Source organism: Pseudomonas trivialis (genome assembly GCF_036864995.1).
Lineage (GTDB): Bacteria > Pseudomonadota > Gammaproteobacteria > Pseudomonadales > Pseudomonadaceae > Aquipseudomonas > Aquipseudomonas trivialis.
Window position 1 is genome coordinate 1,501,129 of the sequence record NZ_CP142151.1, and the last position, 21,287, is coordinate 1,522,415.

At 61.9% G+C, this 21,287-nt stretch carries 20 protein-coding genes, 1 tRNA gene and 2 pseudogenes; 9 read left to right on the forward strand and 14 right to left on the reverse strand.

All coding sequences use genetic code 11. The annotated features are described in order from the left end of the window. The first annotated feature begins 190 nt into the window (after positions 1 to 190). The 5 genes from dapA to VRB54_RS06680 all read left to right on the forward strand — a co-directional run bounded on the left by dapA (position 191) and on the right by VRB54_RS06680 (position 3,879). Positions 191 to 1,069 carry a 4-hydroxy-tetrahydrodipicolinate synthase gene (dapA, locus tag VRB54_RS06660; RefSeq protein WP_209989953.1) on the forward strand — a complete coding sequence of 293 codons (879 nt, stop codon included), beginning with the start codon at positions 191 to 193 and terminating at the stop codon, positions 1,067 to 1,069. A gap of 17 nt (positions 1,070 to 1,086) precedes the next feature. Continuing rightward, positions 1,087 to 2,202: an outer membrane protein assembly factor BamC gene (gene bamC / locus VRB54_RS06665; RefSeq protein ID WP_338480043.1), complete on the forward strand. Its 1,116-nt coding sequence runs from the start codon at positions 1,087 to 1,089 to the stop codon at positions 2,200 to 2,202. A 4-nt stretch (positions 2,203 to 2,206) separates the two neighbouring features. Beyond that, the gene (locus VRB54_RS06670; protein WP_057007916.1) at positions 2,207 to 2,965 is read left to right on the forward strand and encodes an MBL fold metallo-hydrolase; all 759 of its coding nucleotides are present in this window, start codon (positions 2,207 to 2,209) and stop codon (positions 2,963 to 2,965) included. Positions 2,966 to 2,992: 27 nt separating this feature from the next. Next, on the forward strand, positions 2,993 to 3,706 hold the full coding sequence (gene purC, locus VRB54_RS06675) for a phosphoribosylaminoimidazolesuccinocarboxamide synthase (protein ID WP_003211975.1): 714 nt from the start codon (positions 2,993 to 2,995) through the stop codon (positions 3,704 to 3,706). 83 nt (positions 3,707 to 3,789) lie between these two features. Beyond that, positions 3,790 to 3,879 (forward strand) — tRNA-Ser (locus tag VRB54_RS06680). Positions 3,880 to 3,968: 89 nt separating this feature from the next. Here the strand turns inward: VRB54_RS06680 and VRB54_RS06685 are convergent. Next, positions 3,969 to 4,580, reverse strand: coding sequence for a transferase (locus VRB54_RS06685; RefSeq protein WP_338480045.1), 612 nt, complete (start codon positions 4,578 to 4,580; stop codon positions 3,969 to 3,971). A 374-nt stretch (positions 4,581 to 4,954) separates the two neighbouring features. Further along, a complete protein-coding gene (locus tag VRB54_RS06690) occupies positions 4,955 to 6,181 on the reverse strand; it encodes an MFS transporter (RefSeq protein ID WP_338480046.1) in 1,227 nt (408 codons plus the stop codon). Between the two features lie 262 nt (positions 6,182 to 6,443). Between VRB54_RS06690 and VRB54_RS24460 the strand changes: the two are divergent. After that, positions 6,444 to 7,214, forward strand: a pseudogene (locus tag VRB54_RS24460) (MCP four helix bundle domain-containing protein); the annotation flags it as partial. A gap of 45 nt (positions 7,215 to 7,259) precedes the next feature. Continuing rightward, positions 7,260 to 8,069: a methyl-accepting chemotaxis protein gene (locus tag VRB54_RS24465; protein WP_373460611.1), complete on the forward strand. Its 810-nt coding sequence runs from the start codon at positions 7,260 to 7,262 to the stop codon at positions 8,067 to 8,069. 18 nt (positions 8,070 to 8,087) lie between these two features. Here the strand turns inward: VRB54_RS24465 and VRB54_RS24470 are convergent, their stop codons facing one another. From VRB54_RS24470 to VRB54_RS06725, 7 genes and pseudogenes are all read right to left on the reverse strand, one after another. After that, on the reverse strand, positions 8,088 to 8,837 hold the full coding sequence (locus tag VRB54_RS24470) for a response regulator (RefSeq protein WP_422396094.1): 750 nt from the start codon (positions 8,835 to 8,837) through the stop codon (positions 8,088 to 8,090). Between the two features lie 165 nt (positions 8,838 to 9,002). Then, a pseudogene (locus VRB54_RS24475) lies at positions 9,003 to 10,013 on the reverse strand (response regulator); the annotation flags it as partial. After that, positions 10,003 to 10,866 carry a sensor histidine kinase gene (locus VRB54_RS06705; RefSeq protein WP_338480051.1) on the reverse strand — a complete coding sequence of 288 codons (864 nt, stop codon included), beginning with the start codon at positions 10,864 to 10,866 and terminating at the stop codon, positions 10,003 to 10,005. The gene VRB54_RS06705 and the pseudogene VRB54_RS24475, both read right to left, overlap by 11 nt. Further along, the gene (locus VRB54_RS06710) at positions 10,859 to 11,866 is read right to left on the reverse strand and encodes an ATP-binding SpoIIE family protein phosphatase (RefSeq protein WP_338480053.1); all 1,008 of its coding nucleotides are present in this window, start codon (positions 11,864 to 11,866) and stop codon (positions 10,859 to 10,861) included. The genes VRB54_RS06705 and VRB54_RS06710 overlap by 8 nt, the downstream gene beginning before the upstream one ends. Continuing rightward, positions 11,857 to 12,261 (reverse strand): anti-sigma regulatory factor, encoded by a 405-nt coding sequence (locus tag VRB54_RS06715; RefSeq protein ID WP_338480054.1) that lies wholly within the window; start codon positions 12,259 to 12,261, stop codon positions 11,857 to 11,859. The genes VRB54_RS06710 and VRB54_RS06715 overlap by 10 nt, the downstream gene beginning before the upstream one ends. Next, positions 12,258 to 12,620 carry an STAS domain-containing protein gene (locus VRB54_RS06720; RefSeq protein WP_003233973.1) on the reverse strand — a complete coding sequence of 121 codons (363 nt, stop codon included), beginning with the start codon at positions 12,618 to 12,620 and terminating at the stop codon, positions 12,258 to 12,260. The genes VRB54_RS06715 and VRB54_RS06720 overlap by 4 nt, the downstream gene beginning before the upstream one ends. Positions 12,621 to 12,622: 2 nt before the next feature. Beyond that, on the reverse strand, positions 12,623 to 13,474 hold the full coding sequence (locus tag VRB54_RS06725) for an STAS domain-containing protein (RefSeq protein ID WP_338480055.1): 852 nt from the start codon (positions 13,472 to 13,474) through the stop codon (positions 12,623 to 12,625). A 166-nt stretch (positions 13,475 to 13,640) separates the two neighbouring features. Between VRB54_RS06725 and VRB54_RS06730 the strand changes: the two genes are divergently transcribed. Further along, positions 13,641 to 14,543 carry a LysR family transcriptional regulator gene (locus VRB54_RS06730; RefSeq protein WP_338480057.1) on the forward strand — a complete coding sequence of 301 codons (903 nt, stop codon included), beginning with the start codon at positions 13,641 to 13,643 and terminating at the stop codon, positions 14,541 to 14,543. Here VRB54_RS06730 and VRB54_RS06735 read toward each other — a convergent pair. After that, a complete protein-coding gene (locus tag VRB54_RS06735) occupies positions 14,535 to 15,293 on the reverse strand; it encodes a substrate-binding domain-containing protein (RefSeq protein WP_057007926.1) in 759 nt (252 codons plus the stop codon). The genes VRB54_RS06730 and VRB54_RS06735 overlap by 9 nt on opposite strands. Next, the gene (locus tag VRB54_RS06740) at positions 15,293 to 16,597 is read right to left on the reverse strand and encodes an MFS transporter (protein ID WP_338480058.1); all 1,305 of its coding nucleotides are present in this window, start codon (positions 16,595 to 16,597) and stop codon (positions 15,293 to 15,295) included. Before VRB54_RS06740 ends, VRB54_RS06735 begins: the two co-directional genes overlap by 1 nt. Before the next feature lie 302 nt (positions 16,598 to 16,899). Here VRB54_RS06740 and VRB54_RS06745 point away from each other — a divergent pair, with 302 nt between their 5' ends. Then, positions 16,900 to 17,823, forward strand: coding sequence for a LysR family transcriptional regulator (locus VRB54_RS06745; protein WP_338480060.1), 924 nt, complete (start codon positions 16,900 to 16,902; stop codon positions 17,821 to 17,823). Here the strand turns inward: VRB54_RS06745 and VRB54_RS06750 are convergent. From VRB54_RS06750 to VRB54_RS06760, 3 genes are all read right to left on the reverse strand, one after another. After that, the gene (locus VRB54_RS06750; RefSeq protein ID WP_322212938.1) at positions 17,820 to 18,755 is read right to left on the reverse strand and encodes a LysR family transcriptional regulator; all 936 of its coding nucleotides are present in this window, start codon (positions 18,753 to 18,755) and stop codon (positions 17,820 to 17,822) included. The two genes, VRB54_RS06745 and VRB54_RS06750, sit on opposite strands and share 4 nt — an antisense overlap. Before the next feature lie 137 nt (positions 18,756 to 18,892). Further along, the gene (locus VRB54_RS06755; RefSeq protein WP_338480061.1) at positions 18,893 to 20,080 is read right to left on the reverse strand and encodes a cyanate transporter; all 1,188 of its coding nucleotides are present in this window, start codon (positions 20,078 to 20,080) and stop codon (positions 18,893 to 18,895) included. Positions 20,081 to 20,653: 573 nt separating this feature from the next. Next, entirely contained in the window at positions 20,654 to 21,268 is a 615-nt protein-coding gene (locus VRB54_RS06760; protein ID WP_338480063.1) for an NAD(P)-dependent oxidoreductase, read from the reverse strand. Positions 21,269 to 21,287 lie beyond the last annotated feature (19 nt).

The following is a 21,287-nucleotide window of genomic DNA, read 5'->3' on the forward strand; positions in this document are numbered from 1 at the left end:
AGCATCGCGAAGGGATAGGAGATGGCGTTTTCATTGTGTGAATGGCCTGCTTGCGGCAGCGCTTTTGCCCAATGATGGCATTGCCCGTCGTTTAGTTGCACCAGAACGCATCCTCAGGCGGTACTTCGCTTGTACAAGCATCTTGGCGCCAGTACCATTACGGCTCTCTTTTTCCGGCAGGAGCGGTTGCATGATTGCGGGCAGTATGGTGGCACTGGTCACACCCATGGATGCACAAGGTCATCTCGACTGGGACAGCCTTGGCAAACTGGTGGACTTCCACCTGCAAGAAGGCACCAATGCCATCGTGGCGGTCGGCACTACCGGTGAGTCGGCCACCCTTGATGTGGAAGAGCACATCAAGGTCATCGAATTCGTGGTCAAGCGTGTGGCGGGGCGTATCGCGGTGATCGCCGGTACCGGCGCCAATTCCACGCGGGAAGCGATCGAACTGACCAAAAACGCCAAAAAATCCGGCGCCGATGCCTGCCTGCTGGTTACCCCGTACTACAACAAGCCGACCCAGGAAGGCCTGTACCAGCATTTCAAGGCCATCGCCGAAGCCGTCGATATCCCGCAGATCCTTTACAACGTTCCCGGTCGCACTGCCTGTGACATGAAAGCCGAGACAGTTATCCGTCTGTCCACCGTGCCGAACATCATCGGTATCAAGGAAGCCACTGGCGATCTGCAACGCGCCAAGGACATCCTGGCCGGCGTGAGCAGCGACTTCCTGCTGTATTCCGGTGACGACGCCACGGCGGTCGAATTGATGCTGCTGGGCGGCAAGGGCAACATCTCGGTGACCGCCAACGTCGCCCCGCGTGCCATGAGTGACCTTTGCGCCGCTGCCATCGCCGGCGATGCCGTGACCGCGCGAGCGATCCACGAAAAACTGATGCCGCTCAACAAGACACTGTTTGTCGAATCCAACCCTATCCCCGTGAAATGGGCGCTGGTCGAGATGGGCATGATGCCGGACGGTATCCGTCTGCCGCTCACCCAGCTCAGTCAAGCCTTTCACGAACCGCTGCGACAGGCCCTGCGCCAGTCCGGCGTCCTGGTTTAATTGAGGAAGCACTACGCATGAAGCGATTGGCCGGACTTTCCGCACTTGCCTTGATTATCTCCAGCACCAGTGGCTGCGGTTGGATCTGGGGCCCGGATGGCTACTTCCGTGACCGCGGCAGCGATTACCTGGAAGCACAAGCAACCAAACCGATGCAACTGCCGCCGGACGTCAATGTCGCGAAGCGCCTTGACCCGTTGCTGCCGATTCCGCGCAACGTTGCCGACGACACCACCAAGGGTGAGTACGTTGTGCCACGCCCGCAGCCGATCGCAGCCGTGGCGGACGCCAGCGACTACAGCCTGCAGAAGAGCGGCGATTCGCGTTGGATCGTGGCCCAGCGCCCACCTGCCGAAGTCTGGCCGGTAGCGGTGCAGTTCTTCCAGGACAACGGGTTCCGCATTGACGAACAGCGCCCGCAGACCGGTGAATTCACCACCGCATGGCAGCACGGCAGCGAACTGTCCGCCAGCATGGCCAAGCGCCTGCAGTCGAGTGGCGTAGCCGCCGACGGCGAGACCCGCGTGCGCGTGCGCATCGAGCCGGGTGTGCAACGCAATACCAGTGAAGTCTACGTGGTCAGCGCCGAGCGTCCTGCCGGCAGCACCGCGAATGTCGAGTTCACCAATCGTTCGGTCAATACCGGCGTCGACGCTGCCCTGGTCGACGAGATGCTGGCCAGCATGAGCCGCATTTCCGAGAAGGGCGGTTCCGTTTCCCTGCTCGCCGCACGGGATTACGACACCCCGAGCCGCGTCAGCCTCACCGAAGACGGCAGCGGCAACGTGGTGCTGAATCTGGGTGAAGACCTGGATCGCGCCTGGGCCAGTGTCGGTCGCGCGTTGGAACAAGGCCCATGGCGCGTTGAAGACATCAACCGCAGCCTTGGCCTGTACTACATCAACGTGGCTGAAAAGGCCGTGAAGAAGGACGACGAGCCAGGGTTCTTCGGCAAACTGTTCGGCAGCACGCCGACCAAGGAAGAAGTCGAAACCCGTGCCGAGCGCTACCAGGTTCGTTTGAGCAAGGTGGGCGAAAGCGTGCAGGTCACCGTCGAGAAGAACATCAACACCGTTGCTCCCGCTGAAACAGCGCGCAAAGTGTTGGGCGTGATTCAGGACAACCTGGGCTGATCCGATGCGTTTTGCCGTTCTCGGCAGCGGTAGCCAGGGAAACGGCACGCTGGTCGCTCATGACGACACGTACGTGCTGGTCGATTGCGGTTTCTCGCTGAGGGAAACCGAGCGGCGCCTGCTGCGCCTGGGGGTTCACCCCGCGCAGCTGAGCGCGATTCTGGTGACCCACGAACATGCCGACCACGTGCATGGCGTGGGTTTGCTGTCTCGGCGCTACAATCTTCCGGTGTACCTGAGTCGTGGCACCCTGCGCGGGATGCGCAAACCCATTGAGCCTGCAGGTTTCCTGGCCGGCGGTGAGCAACTGCACATCGGCGCCTTGAGCATTGATGTGATCGCGGTCGCCCACGACGCCCAGGAACCCACGCAGTATGTCTTCAGTGACGGCCAGCGGCGCTTCGGCGTGCTGACCGACCTGGGTTCCTACTGCGCCAGGGTGCTGGACGGTTACCGCGACCTCGATGCGTTGATGATCGAGTCCAACCACTGTCGGGACCTGCTGGCGCGCGGTCATTACCCCTACTTTCTCAAGCAGCGGGTGGGTGGCGAACTGGGGCATTTGAACAACCACCAGGCGGCGTACCTGGTGTATGAGTTGGGCTGGCAAGACCTGCAGCATCTGGTCCTGGCCCACCTGAGCAGCAAGAACAATCTGCCGCAGCTTGCCCGGCAATGTTTCGTCGACACCCTCGGGTGCGACCCGGACTGGCTGCAACTGGCCGATCAAGATTCAGGGCTCGACTGGCGCCACATCGCCTAGCCCACCTCACTCAAAGCGGAGCCCATCATGGAAAAACGTGAAGAACTCTACCGCGGCAAAGCCAAGTCGGTGTACAAAACCGACGACGCCAACCGCCTGATCCTGCTGTTTCGCAACGACACCTCGGCGTTCGACGGCAAGCGCATCGAGCAACTTGATCGCAAGGGCATGGTGAACAACAAGTTCAACGCCTTCATCATGCAGAAACTCGAAGCAGCCGGTATTCCGACCCAATTCGACAAACTGCTGGGCGACAACGAATGCCTGGTGAAGAAGCTCGACATGATCCCGGTGGAGTGCGTCGTGCGTAACTACGCCGCCGGCAGCCTGGTCAAGCGCCTGGGCGTAGAGGAGGGCCTCAAGCTCAACCCTTACACTTTCGAGCTGTTCCTCAAGGACGACGCCAAGGGCGACCCGTTCATCAACGAATCCCACGTGGTGGCGTTCGGCTGGGGCACCGCTGAGCAACTGGCGCGCATGAAGGAGCTGTCCCTCAAGGTCAACGACGTGCTGAGCAAGCTGTTCGACGACGCAGGCCTGCTGCTGGTGGACTTCAAGCTGGAGTTCGGCGTGTTCCACGATGGCTCCATCGTCCTGGGCGACGAATTCAGCCCGGACGGCTGCCGTCTGTGGGACAAGGACACCCGCAAGAAGATGGACAAGGACCGCTTCCGCCAGGGCCTGGGTGACGTCATCGAAGCCTACGAAGAAGTCGCCAACCGCCTCGGCGTACCGCTGTAATCGACGCAAGCATCTGATAGCACGGAAAAAAATCGCCTCTGCGCTTTGCATCCACGAACCATGCTGTTATGATGCGCGCCGTTGGAGAGATGCCAGAGTGGCCGAATGGGACGGATTCGAAATCCGTTGTACCTTCACCGGTACCTAGGGTTCGAATCCCTATCTCTCCGCCATTATTGAACAAGACGAAGCCCCTGAAATGGTTAACCATTTCAGGGGCTTTTTCGTTCCCGGCGTTTAACTCCTACGGACATCGAGCCGTTCAATCGTAAGCGAACTGATCAACCAATCCCAAACGAGGCACATGAGTATCGGGTAGCAACAGCGCGCCAGGAGCAATAACGGCGTTTGCGCCAATCTTGCAGCCATCTCCCACCAGGGCACCGAACTTGTTCACGCCCGTCTCGATCACCTTATCCAGGTAACGGATTTTGATGTGTGCCCCGTTCAGTTCGTTGCGGTAATTGGCAATGATCGCACCGGCCTCGATATTTACGCCCTCGCCAAGCAACGAGTCACCGACAAAGTTGAAGTGTGCCAGCTTGCTCCCATCCAGCATGAAGCTGCTTTTAAGCTCGCAGCTTGGGCCGATGATGCAATTCTTGCCCAGGTACACCCCTGCGCGCAGATAAGCGCCCGCCGCCACGAAAGACCCTTCGCCGATGATGATCGCGCCCTTCAGCACAGCGCCTTGCTCGACAACCGCACTTTCGTGGATAGCGCAGTTTCCATGACGCCGGTAGCCGTCGCCGAGGCGGTCCAGCAACGCCATCACCTGGTTTTCACAGTCTTGTGCTACCCGCCAGGCCTCAACAGGCGTGAGGCCCAGAGTGGGCCATCGTTCGATGAATGCATTGATTTCAACCGGCGTCATGGAGAGTCATTCCGAAAAGGGTAAAGGTAGATCTGCATGGCCCATGCTAAAACAATGAAGCTATTTTTTGGGCTTCGATTTTGGCGGCTGCTTTTTATCCGTTTCCCTCACCGTCTCCCTCGGCCTTTTTTTGGCCTCACCCTCCGTCACGTATTCCCCTGTAACCGCATCACGATATCGCGTTGGCATATAAGCTCCCTGACAGTAGGTCGCCACAGCGGCGACAGGTTTGAGGCTAGCTCGCAGGCTTGCGCGCGCAAGTTTCAGTGCGGGCATTCTCTTTACCAGGTTTTTCCAGATCGAATACCTCTGCGCCCAAAACAAAAAAGGCCCGCCAAACTGATCGTTCGGCAGGCCTTTTCAAACGCTACCCGTCAGGCCGGTTGCGCCACCAGGCGGTTACTGACATTCCTTCCCAGCACCAGCACCGTCACAAACCCGAAGCCCACTAATACCGTGGCGAGGCTCAACAGCACCGAGCTGCCCATCTGGTCGACGATGCGCCCGCCGAAGAACGAGCCCAGGGCAATGATCACCTGGAACAGCGCGACAAACAGCGGCATGCCACGCTCCACATCCTTGGGCGCCACCACGAACATCCAGATGCTGGAGCACGCCGGGAACGCGCCGAACGCGAAGCCCCACAGCGCGATCAGCATCGCGGCGCCGGTCATGCCGGTGGCGAAGTGGGGGAACAGCGCGGTGCTGGTGCCGATCATCAGTGCGACCAGCAGCAGGGTGTTGCGCACGCTGCGGTTGGCGGCGAAACCGGCGAAAACATTGCCCGCCACTCCGGCCACACCAAACAGCAGCAGCAACGAGCTGATGGTCGGCCCATCGAAGCCGGCACTGTATTTGAAGAACGGCGCGACATAGGTGTAAGCGGCAAAGTGCGCCAGGCCGATCAGCAATACCGCAATCAGGCCCACCCGCGCCTGCGGGTTGTAAAACAACGCCGGCAGGTCACTGACACGAATCGCCTTTTCCGGATTGAGCCGCGGCAACAGGAGCACCTGAGCCAGCAGCACCGGCACGCCCATCAGGGCGGTGACCAGAAAGGTCATGCGCCAGCCCATCAGGCCGCTGAGCCAGGTGCCCACCGGCACGCCGAGCACGGTGGCCAGGGTCACGCCCATCATGATGATCGATGTAGCCTTCGCCACGTCGACGCCCCTGGGCGCCAGGCGGCCGCTGAGGGCGATGGCCGTGGCCCAGAAACCGCCGATGCTGATGCCCAGCAGGACACGCCCGAGCAACAGCACGTTGAAGTCACTGGCAAACGCCACGATGCCGTTGGCGATGATCATGATCAGCGTCAGGCCGATCAGCAGATAGCGACGGTCCATCGCACCGATGCTCACCGACAGAAACGGCGCGGCAAGGGCTGCCATGATGCCGGGCAGGGTCACCATCAGCCCTGCGTGGCCGGCCGTGATGCCCAAGTCGCTGGCGACGTCGTTGAGCACGCCCACCGGGAGAAACTCGCTGGTCACCAGGGCGAATGCGCCCACGGCAACCGACAGAATCGCCAGCCACTGCTGCTTGACGCTCTGTTGATTATGTTCGGGAAGGCCGCTGGAGGCCTTGCTGGCACTTGGCATGGTGTTGGGTTCCAAGGATGAATGTCGCCTGTCGTCAGGCGGGGGGAGGGATGTGGGAGGGGATTATAGGGATGACCGCCGGCAAATCGGCAGGCGGTCGTTTCGATAGTCATCATCAGTGTGATCGATGCGATGCTCCCGGCTCGAATTCCACATTGGATATTCAGGATTTTTTATTTCCGATTTATTCTCTCAAGTCCAGGCCTGTCAGGCCGAAACCCTGTCATACGATGTCGTATCCCTCCCAATAAGAGCCCTCAAAATGTCCCTTCGCAGCCTGTCCATCGCCCGCCGTGCCGGTCTTGGTTTTGCCTTGATTGCTTTGCTCGTGGCCCTGCTGGGGTTTTTCGCGCTGTCGAATATGGCGAGTATTCGCGCCCGGGCGGTGCAGGTGGAGAGTGGGCTGGTGCCGAAGATGCGGCTGGTGGCCGATATTCGCGAAATCATGCTGCGCATCCGCACGATTTCGTTGCGCATGGCGTTGGACACCAACCCGGCCAACCTTTCAACCTACCGCGGTCAGATGGACACCCGCAGCCAGGACCTGACGAAGAAGCTGGCCGAGCTCGACGCGTTGGTCGACACGCCTGAGGTGCGTGCGCTCTACGACCAGTTTCAGGTCTCGCTGCGCCAGTACCAGCAAGGGCTGGCGCAGTCGTTCGTGCTGGCCGACAAGCAGCAGGGCGCTGAACTCAACAAGCTGCTGCTGGTGGACATGAAAACCGTGGTCGATGGCTCCGGGGCCCAGCTCAATGCGCTCAGCGACTACTACAACGGCCAGATCAACCAGCTGGGCCAGGCGGCGGAGGCGCAGTACAGCCGCTCGCTCACCATGGTGTTCGGTTTTGTGATTCTGGCCGGCGTGAGCACCGTGGCCCTGGCCTGGCTGCTGACGCGCAGTATCGTCGGCCCATTGGGACAGGCCATGCGAGCTGCGGAAAACGTCGCACGCGGCGATCTGACCCAGACCGTCGAAGTCAGCGGCGACGACGAGGTCACCCGCTTGCTCGTCGCCCTGCAATCGATGCAAGGCAACCTGCGCGATACCTTGCAGCTGATTCGCCAGTCTGCGGTACAAATGTCCGCCTCGGCCACCGACCTCAATGGCATCACCGACCAGAGCAGCCGCAGCCTGCAACAGCAAACGGCAGAGATCGAACAGGCAGCCACGGCGGTCAACGAGATGACCTCGGCCGCCGACGAGGTGGCGCGCAACGCGGTGTCGACCTCCGAATCCACCAGGCTTTCCAATGAAACCGCGCGCGAAGGCCAGCACCGCGTTGGCGAAACAGTCAGCGCGATTCAGGCACTGAGCAGCAACATCGGCGAGACCTCCACCCTGGTACAGAACCTGGCCGAGCAATCGCGGGACATTGGCAAGGTGCTCGACGTGATTCGCTCCATCGCCGAGCAGACCAACCTGCTGGCGCTTAACGCCGCCATCGAGGCGGCGCGTGCCGGTGAGTCCGGGCGTGGTTTTGCGGTGGTGGCCGATGAGGTGCGGGCGCTGGCCCATCGCACTCAGCAATCGACCCTGGAGATCGACCAGATGGTGACCGCCATGCGCACCGGCTCCAACGATGCGCTGGCGTCGATGCAGTCAAGCACCCAGCGCGCCACCGAGACCTTGAGCCTGGCCGAAGGGGCCGGTGGCGCGCTGAGTCGGATCACCGATTCGATTGACGAGATTCACCAGCGCAACCTGGTGATCGCCAGTGCGGCCGAGGAGCAGGCCCAGGTGGCCAAGGAAGTCGACCGCAACATCGTGAATATCCGTGACCTGTCGGCGCAATCGTCTTCCGGCGCCGGGCAGGTCAGCGGTTCGAGCCAGGAGCTGGCGCGTCTGGCGGTAGCGCTCAACGACGCCGTGGCGCGGTTCCGCTTGTAGTACCTGTGGAGCGTCGGCCTAGACCTGGCGCTCCACCCCCTGACGAATCTTCTCCAGCAGCTCATCGATATGAAACGGCTTGGTGATCAAGTCCATGCGCTCGCCCAGAAAGCTCTGACGATTGGCCGCATTTTCCGCGTAGCCGGTCATGAACAAAATCGGCAGGTCAGCGCGCAGCACGCGTGCGTGGTCGGCCAGTTCACGGCCGGTCATATACGGCAGGCCATAATCGGTCAGCAACAGGTCGATGCTCGGGTCGGCCTGCAGGATCACCATGGCCTCGTCGCCGTCGGCGGCCAGGCTGCACTGGTAGCCGGCATCCACCAGCACTTCGGCGACAAAGCTGCGCACCGAAGGCATGTCCTCAACGATCAGAATGTGCTCGCCCTTGCTCAACCCAGGCATCGCCAGCAGTTTTGTTGCCAGCGTGGCCGGGCCTTCGGCGGCCGGCAGCATGATGGTGACTTCGGTGCCCTGGCGGGTGACGCTGCGGATCTGCGCATCGCCGCCGGACTGGCGCGCGAAACCGTAGATGGTTGACAGACCCAGGCCCGTGCCCTGGCCCACCGGCTTGGTGGTGAAGAAGGGGTCGAACACTTTGTCGATCACACTGTGGTCGATGCCCACGCCATTGTCGCGCACCGACAGCGCAATGTAGGGGCCGTTTTCCAGTTTGAGGTTGCCATTGGAATACGCCGGGTAAGTGGTGACCCAGATGATGCCGCCCTGGGGCAGGGCATCACGGGCGTTGATCACCAGGTTGAGCACCGCGCTTTCCAGCTGGATCGGGTCCACCAGCGCCACCGCCGGGTTGCTGGTCAGCTCCAGCTTCAGCGCGATGTGCTCACCAATGGTGCGCATCAGCAGCTCTTCGAGTGAGCGAATATGCGCATTGATGTCGATAGGGCGCGTGTCCAGCGGCTGTTGGCGGGCAAAGGCGAGCAGGCGATTGGTCAGGCCGGCCGCGCTCAGCGCCGAGCTCAGGGCCGCATCGGCGTAGCCCAGGACCTTCTCGGTGCGCTGGCTCTCGATGCGTTTTTTGATCAGTTCCAGGCTGGTGATGATTCCGGTCAGCAGGTTGTTGAAATCGTGAGCGATGCCGCCGGTGAGCTTGCCCAGCGCGTCCATCTTCTGCGCCTGCAGCAGTTGCGCTTCAGTGCGGGCCAGTTGGCGCGCGGCATTGGCCAGTTCGGCCTGCTGATGGCGCTCGCGGTGGCGGTGCTCGGTGACGTCCTCCACGAACACCAGGCTCAGCTCGGCGCGGTTATACGGCGAAATCTGCCACTCGGTCTCGCGCAGCTCGCCATTCACGTTCAACTGCAGCGTGCCTTTCCAGCGCTCGCCGGCCGACAGGCGCTGGCACAGTTCGCCGATGACGGCGCGCTGGCCGTCGGCGAAGCATTCGAGCAGGGCGTCGGGGTTGAGGTTGTCATGAATCAATTGCGCGAAGGCGTGGTTGCATTCATGGACTTTGAGCTGCGCGTCCATCACCGCAATCGGCGCGCTGATATTGAAGAAAATCTCGCGAAAGCGCGCCTCGCTTTCACGCAGCGCATATTCGGTGTCACGCACCCGCAGCAGGGTGCGCAGGGTCGCCAGCAGCACATCCGGGTCGACCGGGTGGATCAGGTAAGCGTCGGCCCCCGCGTCCAGGCCGGTGATGATGTCACCGGTCTCGATGGACGCCGCCGACACATGCACCACCGGCAGCAACGCGGTGGACGGGTCTGCGCGCAGGCGACGCACGATATCGAAGCCACTCATGTCCGGCAGGTTGACGTCCAGGATCAGCGCATCGATTTTTTCGCGGGCGATGAGGTCCAGCCCGTCCTGGCCGGTGCCGGCTTCCAGCACATGACCATAGTGACGCTCCAGGCGGCGGCGCAGGGCGTAGCGCGTGGCGGCGTTGTCGTCGACGATCAGTAATCGAATGTCACGCTTCATCGACGTTCTCGTTTGCGATGGACAGGGGGATGATCACATAGAACAGCGAGCCCACGCCGGGCGTACTTTCCACACCCACACGGCCGCCCAGCAGTTCGGCGAAGCGTTTGCACAGCGACAGGCCCAGGCCGGTGCCGCGCAGGCGTTTTTGCAGCGGAGAATCGATCTGCGAAAAATCTTCGAACAGGTTCTTGTGCAGCTCGGCGGGAATGCCCAGGCCAGTGTCCTGCACCGCAAAGCGGATCTCGCGGTCGTTCTCCATGCCGGCCGAAACCCGCACCTCGCCTTGCAGGGTGAACTTGAGCGCGTTGGAGATGAAGTTGCGCAGGATCTGCGCCAGCTTCTTGTCATCGGTATACAGCTTGGGCAGGCCGGCCGGCTCTTCGAAGATCAGGTCCACCGACGAGGCATCGACGATGGGCCGGAACATCCCGCGCAGCGCCGAGAACAGGTCGAACATGTCGAACCATGCCGGCGAGATGGAAATGCGCCCGGCCTCGATCTTGGCCAGGTCCAGCAGGTCATCGACCATTTCCCGCAGCTCGCGGGCAGAGCTGCGGATAAACCCGACCTGGGTGTGTTGTTCAGGGCTCAGCGGGCCATCGAGTTCATCCGCCAACAGGCTGGTGATGCTCAGGATAGAACCCAGCGGCGTGCGAAATTCATGACTCATGTACGACAGGAAGCGGCTCTTGAGGTCCGATGCCTGGCGCAGTTGGTCGGCCTGCATGTCGAGTTCGGCATACAGCGCCAGCACGCCCTGGTTGGTCTCGTCCAGTTCGGCGCGCAGGGCGTCCCCTTCCAGGCGCAGGCGTTTGACTTCATCGGCGAGGGAGGCAGTGGTTTCAGCCATTGATAGCCTCCAGGGCAATCACGAATACGGTAACGTCATCCCGGCCGCGACAGAAGTCACGGTGCAGAATGGCGGCGATCAGGGCCGGGTGGCGGTGTACGAGGCCCGGGTAATCGGCAAGGTTCCAGCGTGACTGCAAGCCGTCGCTGTACAGGATCAGCAACTGGCCGGTCACTTGAGCGTAGTCGAAGGGCTGGGCCTTGCGATATTGCACGCCGACGATCCCCGGATGGGAGGCCAGCCCCCGAGGCTTGCCGTGGCCGATCAGGCTGGCGCCGATGTTGCCGATGCCGGTGAAGCGCAGGGTGTCGGCCGAGGCGTCGTATTGAGCAATCGCCATGGCGCCGCCACGGGTGCCGCTCATGCCCACATGCAGATCGTTCATCAGCACGCTTGGGTCGAGAAATGCATCCTGCGCAAACACCGCCTCGCCGGCCTGCGCAGCGCGCTCGGCATCGATGCCATGGCCCAGTCCGTCAGCCACCATCACGCTGAAACGTCCCGGCTCGACCATCAGGTGCCAGGCATCGCCGCAATGCGGGTCGTCGTGCAACGAATGCTGGCTGACTCCGTAACGGATGTCGCGGGCAGCCGAGGCACGCGGATACAGGCGCGCGAGCATCGCTGTGCCACGCGCGTCGGCATGCACATCGAACACCTGGGCCAGGCGCGAAATCGCGCCCATGCCGATGCCCTGGGTACCGCCCGTGGAGAAACCGTCCACCAGGCAGCTGTCCAGATCGAAGCCTTGGCCTCGGTCCACGGCGATCATCTCCACGCCGCCGTTGCCGGTGGCGCGCAGGTGCAACTGGCCGTGATCGGCATGCTTGAGGATATTGCTGGCAAGCTCGGTGGCCACCAGTGCCACGCGCCCGGCATCGGTTTCGTCAAAGCCCAGTTGCTCGGCCAGCAGTTGCGCCGTGCGGCGCGCGTAGCCCACCTGGCTGACGTCCTCGACCAATAACACCTGGGTCAGTGCACTGTGGATATTCAGGACCATCGAGTGATCGTCACGCGGGTGCCTTTACCCGGCGCGGTATCCAGTTCGAATTCGTCCACCAGGCGCTTGGCACCGGTCAGCCCCAGGCCCAGTCCGCCGCCGGAGGTCCAGCCATCGGTCATTGCCAGCTTGAGGTCGGGAATGCCCGGGCCTTCGTCGCGAAAAGTCAGGCGCACGCCGGGGCGCAGGTCTTTTTCCACCACCGCCCAATCCATGTAGCCGCCACCGCCGTACACCACGGTATTGCGCGCCAACTCACTGACGGCCGTGACCAGCTTGGTCAGGTCGATCAGGCGCATGCCGCATTCCTGGGCCAGCCTGCGTACCAATTGTCGCGCCAGCACAACGTCCTGTTCGATCAGCACGGGATGCGTGCCGCTGCTGGCTTCGGTCATGAGTGTTCAACCCGGTCGCGCAGCAGTTTCATGCCGCGCTCCACGTTCAATGCGGTGGCCACGCCCGGCAGGTTCATGCCCAGTTCCACCAGGGTGATGGCCACGGCCGGCTGCATGCCCACCAGCACCGTCTGCGCGTCCATGATGCGCGACAGGCCCGAGATGGTGCCGATCATGCGCCCGATGAACGAGTCGACCATGTCCAGCGCCGAAATATCGATTAACACGCCGCGCGCCGAGGTGCGGCTGATGCGTTCCGACAGGTCGTCCTGCAGGGTCAGCGCGAGTTGGTCGTGCATGTCCACCTGGATGGTTACGAGCAGAAACTCGCCCATCTGCAAAATAGGGATGCGTTCCATGCTCAGACTGCCTTGCTGACGTTGACGCCCAGACGCTTGAGGGCCAGCGCCAGAGCGTCGGCCAGGTTGGCCTTGGTCACCACGCCTTGCAGGTCGAGCCCCAGGTGCACGATGGTCTGGGCGATTTGCGGACGCACGCCGCTGATGATGCAGTCGGCGCCCATCAGGCGGATGGCGGTAACGGTCTTGAGCAGGTGCTGGGCCACCAGGGTGTCCACGGTCGGCACGCCGGTGATGTCGATAATGGCAATTTCGGAACCGGTGTCGACGATGCGCTGCAACAGGGATTCCATCACCACCTGGGTGCGTTGCGAGTCCAGGGTGCCGATCATTGGCAGGGCCAGCACGCCGTCCCACAGCTTGACCACCGGGGTGGACAGCTCGAGCAGTTCTTCTTGCTGGCGTTTGATCACCGCTTCACGGGATTTCTGGAAGGTGCGGATGGTGTGCATGCCCAGGCCGTCGAGCAGTTCCGACACTTCCCACAGTTGTTCGGCCAGTTGCGCGCCGTCGCTGGAGTATTCGCGCTGCAGCAGGGCGAACACCGGGCCCTTGAGGGCGAAAATGAAGCTGGCGGTCTGCTGGGAATCCTGGCCGATCAGCGCACGGCTGTGGGACAGTTTCTCCAGGAATAGCCGAGTCTGTGCCCAGTTTTCGTGATTGATGTTTTGCGAGCCGCCGTTGTGCAGGGCGTCGGCGAGCAGGTTGAGGAACTCGCCGGTCTGTTGCTTGACGTCGTCTCCCTTGAGATTGCGTGTGGCGCCCGTGGCCTCCAGGCTGTGCGTCCATTCGTTGAGCAGGTCAATGCGATTGTCTTGCAATGCCTGGACTGTTTTTGCCTGCAGAGTTGCCACGGGTAATCTCCTTTAAGCCATGAATAAAGTGATGGCAATTTATACTAAATTGCATTGCTCGGAACGTTTTTCAGCGAATCCAACGGCAACGCCCGGCCGGGCTGACTGCGCGTGAACCGTGCCTGTAAGGTAGTATCGCGATTCACTTTGAGCCAGCAGCCGACCCGTGATCATCAACTTCGACCTCAACGACCTCCAAGCCTTCCGCGCCGTGGTGGACAAGGGCAGCTTTCGCGGCGCTGCCGAGGCCATCCGCATCTCGCAACCGGCCCTGAGCCGGCGCATCGAAAAACTCGAGTCGGCGCTGGACGTGAAGCTGTTCGAGCGCACCACGCGCCGCGTCAGTCTGACCATGGTTGGCCGCGCGTTCCTGCCGCAGGTCGAGCGCATGCTCGACGACCTCGACATCGCGCTGATGGGCATCAGCAACGTCGCCTCCACGCGCATGGGCAACGTGACCATCGCCTGCGTGCCGTCCACGGCGTACTACTTCATGCCCCACGTGATCTCCGAATTCCACAAGCTGTATCCGAAGATCCGCCTGCGGGTGCTCGATGCCAGTGCCGGCGAGGTGTGCAATGCGGTGGAAAGCGGCGAGGCGGATTTTGGCGTGAGTTTCAGCGGCAGCCTGGCCGATGAGGTGGAGTTCGAGTTGCTGCTGCAGGAGCGCTACGTGCTGGCCTGCCGGCGTGATCACCCGTTGGCCGAACGCGAGAGCGTGAGCTGGGCCGAAGCCTACGAGCACGACTACATCACGGTGGACAAGACCTCGGGCAATCGCTTTCTGCTGGACCAGGCTTTGCGTGGGGTGCGGGTGAAAAAACCGAGTATCTGCGAGACGCATCACGTGACCACGATGATCGGGCTGGTGGAGGCGGGGTTGGGCGTGGCGATGGTGCCATCGATTGCGATGCCGGCGTGCGAGCACCCGATTCTGGTGAGTGTGCCGCTGGTGGAGCCGCAGGTGATGCGCAACGTGGGCTTGATAAAACGCCGCGGGCGGACATTGCCGCCAGCGGCGCTGGAGTTGGAACGGTTGGTGCGGGAGATGCCGTTTCGGTCAGCGTGATACCGAGTCCAGGCCGGTGGATTGCACCACCGGTTGCGCCTCGGGAGAAGCGAGGAATTTGAGCAGCGCTTTGGCCTCATCCTTGTGTTCGGCGTTGACCGGGATACCGGCCGCAAAGCGTGTCACCGATTGCACATCTTCCGGCAGCTTGCCGACAAAGGTCACGCCCTTGACCGGCAACAATTCCGCCACCTGCTGCAAGCCCACTTCGTAATCACCCTTGGCCACCTGTTCGGCCACTGGCGCGCGTTCGATCATCGTGCCCTTGGCCGGCATGCCGAGTTTCTTGAACAACTCTTTCTCGACATACACGCCGCTGGCGCTGTCCGAATAGGCCACGGACTTGGCCTTGCTCAGCACCGCCTTCAGGTCCGCATCGGTGTTGATCACAGGCTTTGCCGCGCCTTCCTTGACCACCAGGCCAATACGCGAGTCCGCCAGTTCCACACGGGATGCCGGGTCGACCTTGCCCTGTTTGATCAGCTCATCCAGTGCGTAGCCGACCATGATCACCACGTCGGCGTGTTCGCCACGGGCCAGGCGGTTGGGAATCGCTTCCGGCGCCTTGCCCATGGACGGGCCGAGGATGGTGTCGAGGGTGTCGCCGCTTTGCTTGGCGTATTGCGGGCCGAGCAATTTGTAGGCAGCGGTGAACCCACCGGAGGTCATCACCTTGAGTTGTTCGGCCTGGGCCGTCAGCGCCAGGGCACTGAGGGCCAGGGCGGTCAGGGTTTTAGAGAGAAACTTCATTACACCGCTCCTTGCATCACTTGCCCGCGGGCGTTGGCGCGACGATAGAGCGCCAGGGTCGAACACAGCGCGCACAGAGCGGCAAACATCATCCAGTAGGCCGGTGAGGCTTTGTCGCCGGTGATATGGATAAACCAGGTGGAGATCGCCGGGGTGAACCCGCCGAAGATCGCCGTCGCCAGGCTATACGCCAGGGAGAAACCCGCCACGCGCACTTCCACCGGCATGATTTCGGTCAGCGCCGGAATCATCGCGCCGTTGTACATGCCGTAGAGGAAGGAGAACCACAGCAGGGTTTCCAGCATGTGCGCAAAGCTCGGTGCGTTGACCACGTAGGACAGCGCCGGGTAAGCAGTAAGCACGGTCAGCAACGTCATGGCCAGCAGCACCGGCTTGCGGCCGAAGCGATCGCTCAGGGTGCCGCCGATCGGCAGCCAGATAAAGTTGGAGATGGCCACCAGCAAGGTCACCAGCAGGGCGTCCGAGGTGCTCAGCTGCAGCACGGTCTTGCCGAAAGTCGGCGCGTACACGGTGATCAGGTAGAACGCAGTGGTGGTCATGGCCACCATCAGCATGCCTCCGATGACCACCGTCCAGTTCTTCACCAGGGTTGCCATCACTTCACGCATGGTCGGGCGATGCGTGCGGTTGGCGAACTCTTCGGTTTCCTGCAGGTTGCGACGCAGGATGAAGATGAACGGGATGATCACGCAGCCCAGGGCGAACGGAATGCGCCAGCCCCAATCGGCCACCACCGCAGGTTCCATCCACACGTTGAGGCCATAACCTAGTGCGGCGGCGACCACGATGGAAATCTGTTGGCTGCCCGACTGCCAGCTGGTGTAGAAACCCTTGCGGCCCGGTGTGGCCATTTCCGACAGGTAAACCGACACACCGCCCAGTTCCGCACCGGCCGAGAAGCCTTGCAGCAGGCGACCCAGCAGCACCAGCAATGGAGCCCACAGGCCAATGGTCTGGTAACCCGGTACGAGCACGATCAACAGCGTGCCGCTGGCCATGATCGACAGGGTCAGAATCAGGCCTTTGCGACGACCCACGTCATCGATATAAGCACCCAAAATAATGGCGCCGAGCGGGCGCATCAGGAAGCCGGCGCCGAATACGGCGAAGGTCATCATTAATGATGCGAACTCATTGGCGGAGGGGAAGAACGCGGCAGCGATGTAGGTGGCGTAGAAGCCAAACAGGAAGAAGTCGAACTGTTCGAGGAAGTTGCCCGAAGTAACGCGAAAAACCGCGCCAACTTTCGAGGAGGCAGAGGCGGGCCGGGAAGGGCTTGTCATGGTTTTGTGTCTCCAGCGTTCTTTTTAAAGTGCTTGTTTCGCTTAAGACCCGAGATAGTGGCTGACACATTTAGAAATGATAAGTGACAAATTTGGATAGATTGATGTGCGTTCGCTATCAATCCACGGCGCCACCCTAAACCCGTTCCCGCCTGGATGTGAGCTTTCGGCACGTTCTACTTTGCCAGCACCTCACCCTGATCATCGGCGGCCCTTGATTCGGGCTGAATGCGCCGCGTACATAGACGCCGGCCCCCGCGCTTTCTACACTGCGGCTTGTCGTGGGGAAGGGGCAGGCGCCGATGAATCGCAATGAATTACGCAAGGCCGATATCAACCTGATGGTGGTCTTCGAAGCGTTGATGCTCGAGCGCAATGTAACGCGGGTGGCCGAGAAGCTGTTTCTTGGCCAGCCGACCATCAGTTCGGCGCTCAACCGCTTGCGCACCTTGTTCAATGACCCGCTGTTCATTCGCGTGGGCCACCGCATGGAGCCCACGGCGCGTGCCGAAGAAATTATCCAGCACCTGTCGCCGGCCCTGGACTCCTTATCGTCGGCCTTGAGCCTGACCCACGATTTCGACCCGTCCATCAGCACCATGACCTTTCGCATCGGCCTGTCCGATGACGTCGAGTTCGGCCTGCTGCCGCCGTTGCTGCGCAGCCTGCGCCAGGAGGCGCCGCAGGTGGTGTTTGTGGTGCAGCATGTCGACTACTGGCGCATTCCCGACCTGCTCGCGTCCGGCGACATCACCGTCGGCATCACCCAGACCCGCGGCCTGCCGGCCAATGCCAAGCGCAAGCTGTTGCGCCATATCCACCCGCGCATCCTGCGCGCCGACGCCTCGCAAACGCCGCTGACCCTCGACGAATATTGCGCACGCCCCCATGTGCTGGTGTCCCACACCGCCAACGTGGCCGGGTTTGCCGATGAGTGGCTGGCGGAAATCGGCCGCAAGCGCCAGGTGGTGCTGTCGGTGCCGCAATACAGCGCGCTGCCGGCACTGCTGGCCGGCACCGACCTGATCGCCAGCCTGCCGGACTACACCGCCGAAGCCATGGCGGTGTCGGGCAAGCTGTTCTGCGAACCGTTTCCGTTTCAGACGCCAACCCTGGACCTGTCCATGGTCTGGCTCAGCCACGTGGACACCGACCCGGCCGAGCGCTGGGTGCGCTCGCGGCTGGAGGCGTTCATGAGCGATCGCGGGTTGGCCACGCCGCTCTAGAGCAAGCCCTGGTCGGCGCAGGCCTTGACCACTTGCTCGCGAAACCAGCTGTTGGCGCTGTCCTGCGCGCCGGCTTCCTTCCACTGCATATCCAGCGTGAACCCCGGCAAACCGCTCGGCGCCTCGCAGTGGCCGAACACCGTGGCGGGAGCCAGCAGCTTTTGCACCCGGCGCGGCAGGGTAACGATGAAGTCGGTGCCGGTGATCATTTTCAACGCGGCGCTGTAACTGTTGGCGCGCGCGACCACCTGGCGCTTGTGGGCCTGGCGCGCGAGCCAGCCGTCGATCATGTTGGTGGCCGAGGTCCACGGCGTTGGGAACACGTGGCGCCGGGCCACGAAGGCTTGCAGGCTGAACACCGGCTCCGGCGGCGCCGCGCGTTTGTCGAACACGCACACCAGGTCGTCCTCCAGCAGCATCTGGGTCTTGAAGTCCTTGTGTGCGCGATGAAAGTGCGGGCCGAAGCAGATCACCAGGTCCAGGCGCCCGTCGCGCAGGTCGTCGGCGGGAATGTCGGTTTCGAGTCGCTGCACATTGACGATCACCGGCAGGTCGGCGCGGTCGAAGTCCTTCAACAGACGCGGCAGGATCAATTGCTCGAAGTATTCCGGGGCGCACACGTTGAACGTCACGGCTTTCTGCGCAGGGTCGAACGGCTGGTCGCCGGCGTGGCACAGGTTGATGCTTTCGAGGATCCTCTGCACATGGCCGTACATGGTCGTGGCCTTGGACGTAGGACGCATGCCCGCGCGGGTGTTGATAAACAACTCATCTTCGAAACTGGTGCGCAGTTTCTTCAGGCTGTAGCTCACGGTGGACTGGCTGACGAACAGCGTTTCAGACACGTCGGTAACGCTGCTCTGGTCGTAGACGGCGATAAACACCATCAGATCCTGCATATCGAGTTTTCTGAGCAAGTTACTGTTTAGCATCGGTTCCGTCCGCAAACCTTCGGTACCGAATTCAGTACACGACAGTGCAAAAGCTTAACGGAACGGTCGTGCCAATAGAAAGTTCTGTAGGGCGTTTCTATGTTTGTCGTGGGACAAATAATGTCCACAACACGACCTCAGCGAATATGTCGGGCGTAGTGCCGTGGATTGAAGCGCGTGACCATCAGCAGCATCACCACGACCACCGCTGTCAGCGACCACCAGGCCCACGTGAAGCTGCCCGAGCGTTCACGGATCATCCCCGCGAGCAGCGGCGACAGGCCGGCGATCAGGTAGCCGATGCCCTGCACGAAGGCGGTGAGGCTGCCGGCACGGCGCGGGTGGTCGAGGTGGTCCATGGCGAGGATCAGGCTCATCGGAAACAGCCCGCCGATGCCCAGGCCGAGCAGGCAAGGCCACAACAGACTCAGGTGCTGGGGCTTGAGGATCAGGCCGCAGAAACCGAGGAAGATCAGCACCAGCAGCACCGCGACCACGCCGCGTTTATCCTCGCGACGATTGGCGATGGCCGGGGTGATCAGGCCGGACACCACTTCCATGGCGGTCAGCCAACCCAGGAGCAGCCCGGCGTGCTGTTCGCTCCAGCCCTGCTCGACGTAGTAAGGCGCCAGCCAGGCCAGCACGCAGGTGTAGGACGCGGTGCCGAGGCCGAAAAACAGCGCCAGCAGCCAGGCGCGGGCGTTGCCGAAAAACCCTCGCTGCGTGTCGGAACCCGCCTGGGGCAGTGCGGGTAGCGCCGTGCGTTGTGCACGCCAGGTCAGCACCGCCAGCAGCGCGAGCACGGCCCAGATCGCCAGGCCCGCGCGCCAGCTGTCGGTGTGCATTTGCACGAAGGGTGAGAGCGACGCCGCCAGCGCCGCGCCGCCCATGATTGCAGTGACGTACAAACCCATGAACAGCGAGACATTCGCGCTGAACCGTGACTTGATCAGCACCGGCATCAGCGCCTGGATCAGCGCAATTCCGATACCGGCGGCCATTGCACTGACAATCAGCTCCAGCGCCGAATCGAGGAACAGTCGCGACAACGTCGCTACCCCAATCAGCAGCAACGACGCGACAACGCTGCGGTGCTCGCCAAAGCGCCTGACCAGGCCCATGCCCACGAACATCGCCAGGCCCATGGTCATCACCGGCAGCATGGTCAGTAACGCCGCGTCGCTGAAGCTCAATGGCACATCGGCGCGAATCGACGCCAACAACGGCCCCACGGCCGCCATCGACGGGCGCAGGTTGAGGGCGATCAGGACCACACTGATCATCAGCCATACGGCGGTGGAGGGTTTCGTCTGAACGTTTTGCATGAGCCTGCCTTGAATAAACCAGAGCGAATCAGGCCATGTGCCGGGGAGGGCGGCAAATCAGAAAATCACTGGAGCTATTGAAAAACTGCGGCCTGAGCCACAGCCAATCAAAGTGTGGGAGTGGGCTTGCTCCCGATAGCAGTGTGTCAGCCCAAGAAGTCTCAACTGGCCCACCGCCATCGGGAGCAAGCCCCCTCCCACATTTTTGCCTGCGTTGTGTCAGTGGCAGACGGTGAAGTGGTGCGCCAGTGCCATTGAAAAAATGCTGACTGACCCACCGCCAATCAAAGTGTGGGAGGGGGCTTGCTCCCGATAGCGGTGTGTCAGCCCAAGAAGTCTAAACTGACCCACCGCCATCGGGAGCAAGCCCCCTCCCACATTTTTGCCTGCGTTGTGTCAGTGGCAGACGGTGAAGTGGTGCGCCAGTGCCATTGAAAAAATGCTGACTGAGCCACAGCCAATCAAAGTGTGGGAGGGGGCTTGCTCCCGATAGCGGTGTGTCAGCCCAAGAAGTCTAAACTGACCCGCCGCCATCAGGAGCAAGCCCGCTCCCACATTTTTAACCGCGGTGTATCAGTAGCCGACGGTGAAGCGTTGGCGCGAGTGCCTTGGGGTTTCCACTTCATCGATCAGTGCAATGGCGTAGTCAGCGAAGCTGATCCAGCTGCGTCCCTCGGCACTGACCAGCAACTCATCCTGACCCAGGCGGAATGTACCTGTACGCTCAGCCTCCACGAATTCGGCCGATGGCGACAAAAAGGTCCAGTCCAGCTCCTTCTCCTGGCGCAGCGCTTCCAGAAACTCAGCTCCTGCACTGGCTTCGGCGCGGTATTCCTCAGGGAAACCGGCGCTATCGATCACCCGTCCACCGTCCGGCAGCAGCAGCGAACCCGCGCCGCCGACCACCAGCAGGCGTTGCACCCCGGCCTGTTTCACCGGCCCGATCACGGCGCTGGCGGGCAGGGTGGCGAAGTGCGCGGCGCTGATCACTATGTCGCTGCCGCTGACGGCCTGTTGCAAGGCGTGTGCGTCGAGTGCGTCCACTTGTTTGACGGTGACGCCTGGCTGCGCGGCGAGTTTTTCGGTATTGCGCGCAATAGCCACCACGCTGTGCCCGCGCCGCAGCGCCTCTTCCAGCAATTGACTGCCCGCACGGCCAGTGGCCCCGATGATTGCGATCTTGCTCATGATGTTCTCCAGTTCGGTT